General features: G+C 69.1%; 16 protein-coding genes. 7 read left to right on the plus strand and 9 right to left on the minus strand.

All coding sequences use genetic code 11. From position 1 onward, the window contains the following. Positions 1–5: 5 nt before the first annotated feature. The gene (locus ACFPIJ_RS50985) at positions 6–491 is read right to left on the minus strand and encodes a hypothetical protein (protein WP_380126734.1); all 486 of its coding nucleotides are present in this window, start codon (positions 489–491) and stop codon (positions 6–8) included. A gap of 211 nt (positions 492–702) precedes the next feature. Here ACFPIJ_RS50985 and ACFPIJ_RS50990 point away from each other — a divergent pair, with 211 nt between their 5' ends. Continuing rightward, complete coding sequence (locus tag ACFPIJ_RS50990; RefSeq protein WP_380126736.1) at positions 703–1,323, plus strand: histidine phosphatase family protein; 621 nt, start codon at positions 703–705, stop codon at positions 1,321–1,323. A 45-nt stretch (positions 1,324–1,368) separates the two neighbouring features. On the opposite strand, the gene ACFPIJ_RS50995 is transcribed toward ACFPIJ_RS50990, so the two are convergent. Genes ACFPIJ_RS50995 through ACFPIJ_RS51010 form a run of 4 tightly spaced genes read right to left on the minus strand, consistent with a single transcriptional unit; the run spans position 1,369 to position 4,488 of the window. Continuing rightward, positions 1,369–1,986: an HAD family hydrolase gene (locus ACFPIJ_RS50995; protein WP_380126737.1), complete on the minus strand. Its 618-nt coding sequence runs from the start codon at positions 1,984–1,986 to the stop codon at positions 1,369–1,371. After that, positions 1,983–3,389 carry a pyridoxal phosphate-dependent decarboxylase family protein gene (locus ACFPIJ_RS51000; protein ID WP_380126738.1) on the minus strand — a complete coding sequence of 469 codons (1,407 nt, stop codon included), beginning with the start codon at positions 3,387–3,389 and terminating at the stop codon, positions 1,983–1,985. Before ACFPIJ_RS51000 ends, ACFPIJ_RS50995 begins: the two co-directional genes overlap by 4 nt. After that, positions 3,389–3,994 (minus strand): helix-turn-helix domain-containing protein, encoded by a 606-nt coding sequence (locus ACFPIJ_RS51005; RefSeq protein WP_380126739.1) that lies wholly within the window; start codon positions 3,992–3,994, stop codon positions 3,389–3,391. The genes ACFPIJ_RS51000 and ACFPIJ_RS51005 overlap by 1 nt, the downstream gene beginning before the upstream one ends. 59 nt (positions 3,995–4,053) lie before the next feature. Beyond that, the gene (locus ACFPIJ_RS51010; protein ID WP_380126740.1) at positions 4,054–4,488 is read right to left on the minus strand and encodes a hypothetical protein; all 435 of its coding nucleotides are present in this window, start codon (positions 4,486–4,488) and stop codon (positions 4,054–4,056) included. On the opposite strand from ACFPIJ_RS51010, the gene ACFPIJ_RS51015 reads away from it, so the two are divergent. After that, complete coding sequence (locus tag ACFPIJ_RS51015; protein ID WP_380126741.1) at positions 4,487–5,074, plus strand: DMP19 family protein; 588 nt, start codon at positions 4,487–4,489, stop codon at positions 5,072–5,074. The genes ACFPIJ_RS51010 and ACFPIJ_RS51015 overlap by 2 nt on opposite strands. A 93-nt stretch (positions 5,075–5,167) precedes the next feature. Here the strand turns inward: ACFPIJ_RS51015 and ACFPIJ_RS51020 are convergent, their stop codons facing one another. Then, positions 5,168–5,971, minus strand: coding sequence for an alpha/beta fold hydrolase (locus ACFPIJ_RS51020; RefSeq protein ID WP_380126742.1), 804 nt, complete (start codon positions 5,969–5,971; stop codon positions 5,168–5,170). 157 nt (positions 5,972–6,128) lie between these two features. On the opposite strand from ACFPIJ_RS51020, the gene ACFPIJ_RS51025 reads away from it, so the two are divergent. Further along, on the plus strand, positions 6,129–6,863 hold the full coding sequence (locus tag ACFPIJ_RS51025) for a phosphotransferase enzyme family protein (RefSeq protein ID WP_380126743.1): 735 nt from the start codon (positions 6,129–6,131) through the stop codon (positions 6,861–6,863). Between the two features lie 16 nt (positions 6,864–6,879). Here ACFPIJ_RS51025 and ACFPIJ_RS51030 read toward each other — a convergent pair whose 3' ends face one another. Both ACFPIJ_RS51030 and ACFPIJ_RS51035 read right to left on the minus strand, forming a co-directional pair. Next, the gene (locus ACFPIJ_RS51030; protein WP_380126744.1) at positions 6,880–7,110 is read right to left on the minus strand and encodes a transposase; all 231 of its coding nucleotides are present in this window, start codon (positions 7,108–7,110) and stop codon (positions 6,880–6,882) included. Between the two features lie 50 nt (positions 7,111–7,160). Further along, a complete protein-coding gene (locus ACFPIJ_RS51035) occupies positions 7,161–7,835 on the minus strand; it encodes an alpha/beta hydrolase (protein WP_380126745.1) in 675 nt (224 codons plus the stop codon). Between the two features lie 206 nt (positions 7,836–8,041). Between ACFPIJ_RS51035 and ACFPIJ_RS51040 the strand changes: the two genes are divergently transcribed. Together ACFPIJ_RS51040 and ACFPIJ_RS51045 are read left to right on the plus strand one after the other, a co-directional pair. Next, positions 8,042–8,275, plus strand: a complete 234-nt coding sequence (locus ACFPIJ_RS51040; protein ID WP_380126746.1) for a hypothetical protein — start codon at positions 8,042–8,044, stop codon at positions 8,273–8,275. A 123-nt stretch (positions 8,276–8,398) separates the two neighbouring features. After that, positions 8,399–8,554: a hypothetical protein gene (locus ACFPIJ_RS51045; protein ID WP_380126747.1), complete on the plus strand. Its 156-nt coding sequence runs from the start codon at positions 8,399–8,401 to the stop codon at positions 8,552–8,554. Between the two features lie 19 nt (positions 8,555–8,573). On the opposite strand, the gene ACFPIJ_RS51050 is transcribed toward ACFPIJ_RS51045, so the two are convergent. Beyond that, entirely contained in the window at positions 8,574–8,816 is a 243-nt protein-coding gene (locus ACFPIJ_RS51050; RefSeq protein WP_380126748.1) for a hypothetical protein, read from the minus strand. A gap of 55 nt (positions 8,817–8,871) precedes the next feature. On the opposite strand from ACFPIJ_RS51050, the gene ACFPIJ_RS51055 reads away from it, so the two are divergent. Beyond that, on the plus strand, positions 8,872–9,426 hold the full coding sequence (locus ACFPIJ_RS51055) for an ArsR/SmtB family transcription factor (RefSeq protein WP_380126749.1): 555 nt from the start codon (positions 8,872–8,874) through the stop codon (positions 9,424–9,426). Continuing rightward, positions 9,423–10,133, plus strand: a 711-nt coding sequence (locus tag ACFPIJ_RS51060) for an MFS transporter (protein ID WP_380126750.1), incomplete at its 3' end; no start/stop codon positions are given. The genes ACFPIJ_RS51055 and ACFPIJ_RS51060, both read left to right, overlap by 4 nt.

The following is a 10,133-nucleotide window of genomic DNA, read 5'->3' on the forward strand; positions in this document are numbered from 1 at the left end:
GCGGGTCAGCGTCGCAGGGCCGCGTCAACCCGGTCGAGGTTGTCCGACCAGGGCCGCGCGGGAACGACCGGGACACCGATCCGTGCGGCCCGGATCGACAGCGCGGCATCGAAACGCGCGCTCACGATGGCGCGGAACCGTTGCTCTGCTGCACCTGGCTCGCGGGACAGGTAGTTCGCGACGATCTGATCCTCGTCCGGCTCGGAGATCACCACCGTCCTGACCCGGTCGCCGAAGCCGGCTGCGAAGTCTGGCAGCAGGTAGTCGCCCTCCATGACAATCGGCGCCGCGGACTCGATGTGATCGGTGATGACGGCTTCGATCCCGGGCCGCATCGCCTCCGCCACGGCGATCGTGTGCTCGACGATCCGCGCCGGCGGCCACTGTCGCGCCGCAATGTCGGTGTCCCACAGGTGCAGCGCCGGCTGCTGCTCGGGCGTGGTCAGCGCCTTGACAACGGTCACCATGTCGTCGACCTCGGCGAGCGGCACGCCGTACCGGTGGGCCAACGCGGTCGCGATGTGCGACTTACCGATGCCGGACGCGCCACAGATGAGCGTGACGGTCCAGGAGGGAGCCGGGGCAGGATTACCCATGCGAACGATCTTTGCCGATCACCCGCAGGGCGACCCGGCCGACCATCCCATTGCTGCCGCCGCTCCAGGTAGGTGTGACCGGGGACCGATGAGGCATGATCGGGCGGTGCAGACCCGGCTGCTCTTCGTCCGCCACGGCGAGTCCGTGCACACCGTCGAGGGCTTCATCGGCGGGCCACGGGCCTGCCTGGGCCTCACCGACCGGGGTCACGAACAGGCACGTGCCGTCGCTCGATCACTCGTCGCGGAACCGCACAGCACCCGGCCCGTGGCGGTGTACTCCTCCACGCTGCGCCGCGCGACCGAGACCGCGACGACGATCGCCACCGCGCTGGCCGTCCCGCATGACCAGGACTGCCGCTTGTGCACGTGGCACGTGCCCGACTACGCCGACGGCCTCCCCCACGCGGAGTTCCGCGAGCACGCGATCACCGGCGGCGGGGTGTTCCGGCCGTTCGAGCAGGACAACGAGACCTGGGCGGAGCTGGTCACCCGTGGCAGCCGCGCGATCCTTGACATCGCCGAGCGGCACGAGGGCTCGACCGTGATCATCGTCGGGCACGCCGAGACCGTGGAGATGTCGTTCCACGCGCTCGGGCTGCTGCCGCTGTACCGCTCGTTCGACCTCGCCGTCGCGCCGGCCTCGGTCACCGAATGGCAGACCGACCAGACACCGACCGCCTGGCCGCCGCCGCGGTGGACGTTGACCCGGTTCAACCAGCGCTGACGGCGAGCAGCCACACCGCGCCTGACCGACCCGGGCGGTGGGCTCTCACCGTTGCAGACGTCCTGCGGCTTCGCCGAGATCGTGTCGCAGCTGTGCCGCGTCGTGGTACTGGAGGCTGTGCCAGCCGGCCGTGCCCGCCGCAGCCACGTTCGCCGGGCTGTCGTCGATGAAGATGACCGCTTCGCTGGAAGCGCCGAGGTGGCCGGCCACCGCCGTGAAGGCGGCCGGGTCCGGCTTGCGGTGGCGGAGTCGGTAGCTGAAGCACAGGTGGTCGAACCGGGCGAACACGTCGGGGTACCGGCGGGTCAGCACCTGTTCCTCCAGCGGTCCGTTGTTGGTGAACAGCGCCAGGACGCGCTCGCCGCGGCACCGGTCGAGGACATCGATGACGGCCGAATTCGGCCGGAAGGCGCTGCACCACGCGTCGTCGATGTCGTCGTCGCTGCCCGCGAAGCCGAGCACGGTGCGTATCCGGGTGCGCACCTGCGCCGCGGAGCCGTAACGTCCGCGATCGCAGTCGGCGCTGAAGCCGGACCGCCACAACAGTGCGTGGATCTGTTCCGGGTCCAGGGCGCAGGCCTGGGCGAGCCGTGCCAGCCGGTGGGCGTGATCGAAGTGGCACACCACGCCGCCGAGGTCGACGACGAGGTGCCCGGCGCTCATGGGCGGATCTCCGCCGCGGCTCGGATCTCGTCGAGGAGCAGCGCCAGGTCGTCCTCAGTGGTCGCCGGATTGAGCAGGCAGGCGCGGAGGGCCTCGGCCCCGGCCAGTTGGGTGCCGGTCAGGAAGGCGCTGCCGCGGTGCTGGACGGCGGCGGGGATCCGGCGGTTGAGCTCGTCCAACTTGTCGTCCCGGTCGACGGGGCGGTACCGGAACGCGACGATCGAGGTGCCGACCGGGGCGAGCAACTCGAAGTCGGGGGCGGCGTCGATCATCGCAGCCAGCCTCTGCGCGAGCCGGACCGTCGTGTCAACCAGCCGGATGATGCCGTCCCTGCCGAGGTGCGACATGGTGGCCCAGGTCCGCAGGGCCCGGAACGGGCGGGTCTGCTCCGGGCCGTACTCGGAGAACCATCCGATCCCGCCGTCGTGATCGTCGCGCAGGTAGGCGGGCACCAGGCTGAACGTGGACCGGGTCAACGCCGGGTCACGCCACAGCACGCACCCGCAGTCGACCGGCACACCAAGCCATTTGTGCGGATCCAGCACGAGCGAGTCGGCCCGCGCCATGCCCAGATAGCCGGCGTTGCCGGCGAGGGCACCGAGCGCGCCGTACGCACCGTCGACGTGGAACCACAACCCGTGGGCGGCGGCGACGTCGGCGATCTCGTCCAACGGGTCGACGGCACCGGTGTTGACGGTGCCTGCGCTCGCCGCCACGCAGAACGGGCGTAGCCCCGCCCGCACATCACGGGCCACCAGGGTCCGCAACGCGTCGACGTCCATGCGGAACCCGTCATCCACCGGCACGATCCGCACCTGCCGGCTGCCCAGGCCCAGCAGTTCGGCCGCCTTGCGCAGGCAGCTGTGCCCTTCCGCGGACACGTACAAGACCATCGGTGGGCGACCGTAGAGCCCGTCCTCGCGGACGTCGACACCGTCCCGGCCCGCGGCGTGCTGACGGGCGGCAGCCAGCGCGACCACGGTCGCCATCGAAGCGCCGCTGGTCAGCAGTCCGCCGCCGGGACGGTGCGGGTAACCGACCAGGTCGGCGAGCCACCGCAGCACGGTGTGCTCCAGCAGCACCCCGGCGTGGTCGCCGCCGGCACAGCTCGGGTTGAGGGCGGCGGCGATCGGCGCGACCAGCACGCCGGCCACCGACGGCGCGGAGTTCACCCAGCCGAAGAACCGGGGATGACCGTTGCCCATCGGGTACGGCAGCACGCGGGTGCGGATGTCGTCGAGCAGATCAGACAACGGCCGACCTTCTGCGGGCAGATCCTGGCGCATCAACCAACTGCGATCGGCCTCCGGCACCGGCTGCCACACCGGTCGTTCACCGACACTCTCCAGATAGCCGGCCGTGACATCGGCGGCGAGCCGGCCGGTACGCCTCAACTCATCCATCAATGCTCCCCGTGCGGCCCGGCCGGCCCGAGATCCATCACCAGGTAGTAGGCGCACTCGACATCCCCGCTGTTGGCGAACGCGTGACGGCAGTTGCCGGGGAAGTAGACCGAGTCACCCGCCTCCAGGATTGCTGCCTGGCCGTCGATCGTGAGTGTCAGGCGGCCCGACTCGACCGCCACGTACTCACGCGAGCCCGGCTGGTGCGGCGAGAACTCCCCGGCGTCGACACCGGGTCCCAGCGTGGTCCGCATGAACTCGAACTCAACGCCGGGTAGCACCGGTGACAGGATGCGCCGCTCCCACCCCGCCGGGTCGCGGACCACCCGTTGTCGTTCGTGGGACAGCACCACCATGGCGTTGCCGGCAGGCTCGTCCAGCAAGCGGGAGATCGACGTGCCCAACGCCGTCGCCAGTCTGTCCAGCACCAGCACGGTAGGCGTCTTCGCGCCTCGCTCCACATCGGACACCATGCTGCGGCTCACGCCGCTCAACTCGGCCAGCCGCTCCAGGGCGAGCCCTTGCGCCCGCCGCCGGACCCTGATTCGCGAACCCAGCTCGGTCATCGACAACCCGCTGGAGAGCAGGCCCTCACCACCAGACATGATTCCACGATAGCGGAATCTTCTCCACTATCAAGGATCAGGCCATCCGGCTCGAAGCGCTACCTGCGGTTCCACCACCGCCGTCTGGGCGGCTCCGTCTCGACCAGAGACTGCGCCGTGGACTTGCTGATCACAAGACTGATCTCTTCGGTGGCGCTGTTGACCAGGATGCCGTCGCAGTCGGCATTGGTCGCGACCATCTGCAGGACATCCGCGCCGGACAGGCCGGCATTGAAGCGCGGACCGAAGTTGCGCAGGGCCGTCTCGGGATCGGCGAAGGTCAGAATGCGTGCCTTGCCGTCACCGTAAGTGGTCCGGCCCGCGCCCAGGTTGCTGCCTGTCACAAGGCGACCGGAGGCGTCCGTCTCCGGTGTACCGATGGCTACGATGCCGACCGTGCCGGCTCGGAAGAGCGCAAGGAACCGCTCGTAACTCTCCGGGCTACGGGTAGCGGCGTGTTCGCCCATCGCGTCCGACAACGGACTGTCGCTCATGCCGCGTACCGTACCCGACCTCGATCAGCGCAATGCCGTCTCGGTTCGTGCGAAGATCCAGGTCGTGGTCCTGGTCTGGCGAGAATTGAGCAGCCTGTCCCGCGGAGACCTTCAGGCCGCGCTCCTGGCCGAGCTCGACGTGGTCATGGCCGGTCGCTCGCCGCAGGAGGAGGACGAGCTGCTGGCGCGGCTGCCGGCGCCGATGCGCGTGATGTGGGTCCTGAACTGGCTTGACTTCGAGGTCACGCAAGGATCATTGCTCGCGTACTTCTCCAACTCGCATGGCCGGCATGCTGCGCAGGCGGTCCAGGCGCTGCGGGACATCGGTGCGGCCGGGATGGCCGATGTGGTGATGCGGGCGGCGGAGTCGGTGACCGCCGCTGGACAGGAGTGGGCGGTGCGACACGACGAGCTGAACAGGCTGCCTGAGGGCTCGGTGGTGCGCCCGTACGCCGGCCTGTCGAACGCCGGGCACCTCGCCGAGCTGACGGACCAATACTGGGCCGCTGCCGAGGAGGAGACCTGGTGGGGCGACAGGCTTGACGCGTTCCTCTCCCGGGCCGTGGAGGCCGAAGCCCGCCGGTGACTTTGGGGGTGCCACCTGCGGCGTCGTCATGCCGGGGTGGTCTCGCGTCAGAACCGAGTTCCGGCGCTGGATGTCACCCGAGTCTGCGGCAGATCAGCGCGCCTCGTCGGGCACGGGTGGACCGCTGGCGGCTTCGGCGAGGAAGTCGCGGATCAGCCGGCCGGCTTCGACGGGCCGTTCGAGATGGATGTGGTGCCCGCAGTCGAGTTCCACAACAGCGAACCGATTTAGCACTCGACGGCAGGCATCCGGATAGGACGGATTCGCAGCGTCGTGCCGGCCGGCGACGGCAAGCAGCGTAGGAATGTGTGCGGGCGGCGTCACGGCGGGCCGGGCGAGTTCCGAGTAGGCGGTGACGGCGGCAGGCACGCTGTAGCGCCACCGCCACCGCCGGTCCGACCCACAACCCAGATGGTTCGCCACCTCCTCCCGGACGAGGCGATGTGCTTCCCGAGGCCAGAACCGGGCACGCTCCGCCACCGCCTCCTCCGGATTGTCGAAGGTAGGGACGTACAGCGCGTCGCGCGCTCGCCGCTCCGCCAACGGGCCCGGTAGCGCCATTCCCGGATCCAGCAGAACGAGCCGGTCGACCCGCTCCGGTGCCAGCCGGGCCAGATATACCGCGACGGTCGCTCCGAGCGAATGCCCGAGGACCGGCGCCTGGCCCAAGCCATGCCGATCGAGAACATCGAGCACATCCTGGGCGTGCTGCTCCAACGTCCAGGGCGGCTCGCCGGGCGAGAGCCCATGACCCCTGAGGTCAGGGGCGATCACCTGGAAATCGGACAGCTGCTCCTCGGCGAACACGCGCCACCGCCCGCCGTAGCCCTTCAGACCGTGCACCGCGACGATTGCCCGGCCGGTCTGCGGCCCGAAGCGGTACACGTGCAACGACATCCACGCATGCTAAGACAGATACGAATACGTTGGCGGTCGCCTGATCTTTGGCAATCCGACGCACCAACGTCCGCTTCCCTGCATCGACCTCGTACTACGAACGGCCGGATCGGCACGTCGAGAGCAGCGACGTCGGGAACTCCGTAAAATGTGGCCAATGGGATGGGAGGCACTCGCGCAGTGGGGTGACGACGCCGCTCGCATCGAACGGCTTACCGGCGGAGTCGCCAACGACGTGTGGAGTGTGCGCGTCAACGGGCAGCTCGCGGTCGGCCGGCTCGGCGTCAGGAGCGACGCTGATCTCGCGTGGGAGACCGGACTCCTGCAACACCTCGACCGGGAAGGTTTGACCGTGCCGGTGCCGATCCCGACTGTGGACGGCCGGCTGTTCGTCGACGGTCTGGTGGTGATGACGTACCTGGAGGGCGGTCCGCCCGAGACGCAGGCCGACTGGCGTCGCGTGGCCGGCACGCTCCGCGAGCTGCACCGGTTGACGCAGGGCTGGCCGCAGCGCCCAGGTTGGCGGTCGTCGACCGACCTCCTGCACGCCGAGACCGGGACGAAGATCGACCTCGGCGCGATGCCCGCTGAGAGCGTCGTTCGATGCCGGGCAGCGTGGGCGCGGCTGGCCGGACGTCAGACCTGCGTCGTGCACGGCAACCCCAACAACCCTGGCAACGTCCGCATGACCGCGGACCGGGTCGCGCTGATCGACTGGGACGAGTCCCACGTCGACGTCCCCGTCCTCGACCTCGTGCTGCCCGGCAACGCCGCCGACCTCGACGACGACGCGCACGACATCGCCGCGCAAGCCTCTGCCGCATGGGAAGCCGCCGTCTGCTGGGACGACGAGTACGCAGTCAAACGGCTCGCCGAAGTTCGAGCGGTCTGAGCACACGTGCGACTACTCAGGTTCCTGTGGGTAGATCTAGGCTGATTCCGCCGAGGCAGAGGTAGATGGCTGCGGTGAGGGCGTCGAGGTTGCGGAAGCCGAAGCCGCGGCGTTGGATAAGCCGGATCTTGGCGTTGACGCCTTCGAGGCACGAGTCCCTGCTCGGTGAACGCCGCCGACTGCACTGTGGCCCCGGACAGCCGAAGGATCCGGTTGAATGCTGTGGTGAGTCGCACGAGTTGATCAACGAACGACGGTAACGTGATCATCGTTGGGCCCTCGGCGGCGTCGGGCAGGTCAGTGTCCGAACGCCCACGCCACCATCAGCGGAAACTCTTGTTCCCAGAATGCGTCGCCGTGCGAGCCGGCCCGTTCGGTCAGGACAACGTCGCCACCCGCATCGCGCAGCGCGTTCGCCCACCGGGTCGCGTTGTCGCGGAAGAACGGTTCTTCGGTGCCGGCGACGAGATAGGTGCGTGGGAACCTGCCGGACAGCACGGCGGGTGGCCGGTACCCCGCACCGGGCGAGGCGCAGAAGACCGCGCCGTAGATGTCGGGATGCCGAAGCCCCATGGCCAGTGCGAGTTCTGCACCGGCGGAGACACCGAACGCCGCCGTTCGGTCGGCCGGCAGCTTGGCGCCCAGGCGGGTCGCCGCCCATCGGCGTACGTCCTCGACGAAGAATTTCTCGTGTGCCGCGAACCGTTGCGGGTCGAAGGTGAACGCGTCCGTGCTGCGGCCCGGTGAGTACTCGTGCAGCCGCAGCGTCTCGTCCTCCAGTCGGTGCGCGCCGACGATCATCGTGGGCGGTAGATCGGCGGCCTCAAGAGCTGCTCCCCACGACGTGATCAACTGGCCGTCTCCGGCAAAGACGATTGCCTCGGGCGCGGCCGCCGGGACGTAGGCGGTGACCTGACGTCCACCGTCGTACTCCAACACCTCGGTGACGAGCTCGCCTGCTGTGGACGACATCGGCGTGGGCTCCTTGCTGATGAGGTAGCTGCTGACATGTGCCAGCAACAGTGCCAACCATCGCCGAACGACGCAAGACATAACCGAACGTCACAGGAACCTCTGAGGGCGTCCAGCGCCCACACAAACCCGAGTAGTCACGCACACGTTCGAGGCGTGGAGTTGGCTACCATCGCATCCGCGTCGGTGGCCGTACCAACGCGATGATGCGTTTGAACTTCCAGCTGGGTGAGCTCATCATCCGGGCGACCAGCGGTCAGTGGGGCTACGACGCCGGCCTGCGCGAGGCGGTCGTCGAAACCGGCGACGGGGTTATGGGGTGGCCGCACACCAAGGTGGCGAAGCGCCTCGAGCAGGGCCCGGAGCATTCGCTGTACCAGTACTACCGGTACGCGGTGCATCCCGAACAGCGCGACGCAATCGCCGCCGGCGGCAATTGACGCCTTGATCCCGTGCACGCACGACGGTGACCGCGCGGGCAAGGCGCTGCAGCCACCCCGCCCGGCTGTCCGATCTCGGTAATGCTGCCGCGTGATGAACGACCCAGCTCCTACGATCGGCCGGTGATGTACCGCCCTTGGCCGCTGCGTCTCCTACCGCGCCACCGCCGGATCATGCGCCGCGGCGCCGCGGCCAAGGCGGTCGCGCTGGAGTCCCGCCCGTGGGGCTGGGTCGCCGGAGTGGTCCGGCCCAACAACAAGCACCGCAACAACGACTGACCGGCAGCGGCACTGGGATTCACCGCATCTTGTGAACTGCGGATGCGATCTCCTGCCGCAACAGCACCGCCTGCTCGTCGCGGTCGCACAGCAGCAGCACCTTGAACGGGATGCCCTTGCCGTCCGGCCGGCGGAGCGGGCTCGCCCAGTGACGAACGGCCCGAGACGGGATTCGGAAAGAGCGTGTGCCGATCCTCGGCAATGCTCGACAGTCGGCCGTGAGGTCGGACTGTGCGGCCAGAGCGGCGTTGGTCTCCCACACGGCCATCTCCCGCAGAAGACCGCACGGACTCGCGCTTGCGCAATGGTCAAGGATCATGGACCATTGGCGCGTGCCTGCCGATGAACTCCCCGAGACGTTTCATGTCACCACTGACGAGCAGCTCCGCGCCGTCTCCAATCTCACGCGTCACCGGATCATGGCCGTGCTGCGCTTCGAGCCGACAACGATTACGCAGGTCGCCGAACGGATGGGCCTGTCGAAGGGCAGCTCCAGCTATCACATGCGGCTGCTCGAGCGGGCCGGCCTGGTGAAGGTGGTGCGGACGCGGAAGGTCCGAGGGGTCATCGAGCGGTACTACGCCATGGCCGCGCGGTCCATCGAGCTGCCGGATCCGGGTGAGGGAGGGCCGGACGTGCTGATGCGGCATGCGGTGGCGGACCTGGAGGCAGCGCCGCTGGATGGCGAGCGGCATGTACGGATGGCGCATCTGCGGCTCACCGACGAGCAGTTCGCGGAGCTCGGGGCGCGGCTGCAGGCACTGGCGGACGAGTACCGCGAGCTGTCGGATCCGGCGCTGCCGGACGCGTCACTCGTCTTCGCATTGTTCCACCCGGCATGGCGCGAGCAGGCAGACGGGAGCGCCGAATGACCTCGGACATTCAGAAGTTGCCGACCGGGTTCGGGCGGCTGTGGACCGCGCAGACCATCTCCTCGCTCGGCGACGGCGTGACGCATGCCGCGCTGCCCCTCCTCGCACTGACCTTGACCCGGGACCCGATGGCACTCGCCGTCGTCACCGCCGCCGGAACACTGCCCTGGCTCCTCTTCGGCGTACTCGGCGGCGCGCTCGTAGACCGCTGGGACCGCAGACGCACCATGTGGGTCGCGGACGCGGCACGTGCGGTGCTGCTCGCGATACCCGCAGCCGCCGCCATGCTCGACATCCTGAGCATTCCACTGCTCGCGGCCCTCGCGTTCCTCCTCGGCCTCGGCGGACTCTTCTTCGACACCGCCGCCACCGCCTACCTACCAGACCTGCTCCGCCGCGACCCCACACTCCTGCAACGCGCCAACTCCCGCCTCCGCGGCACCCAAACCGCCGCATCCGGCTTCGCCGGACCACCCGCCGGCAGCGCCCTGCTCGCACTCGGACGCGCAGTTCCACTGCTCGCCGACGCGGTGTCGTTCGCGGTCTCCGCACTGCTCGTCCGGTCACTGCCCCCCATGCCCAGGCCCGTACCTGAAGCCCGCGAATCACTGCTCCACCAAGCACGGACCGGGGCCTCCTACGTCTTCCGGGACCGGCTCCTGCTCGGCCTCGCACTGCGTCCAGCGGTCGGCAACGTCGCCTTCCTC

Origin of the sequence: Dactylosporangium cerinum (assembly GCF_042653625.1) — a bacterium.
GTDB lineage: Bacteria > Actinomycetota > Actinomycetes > Mycobacteriales > Micromonosporaceae > Dactylosporangium > Dactylosporangium cerinum.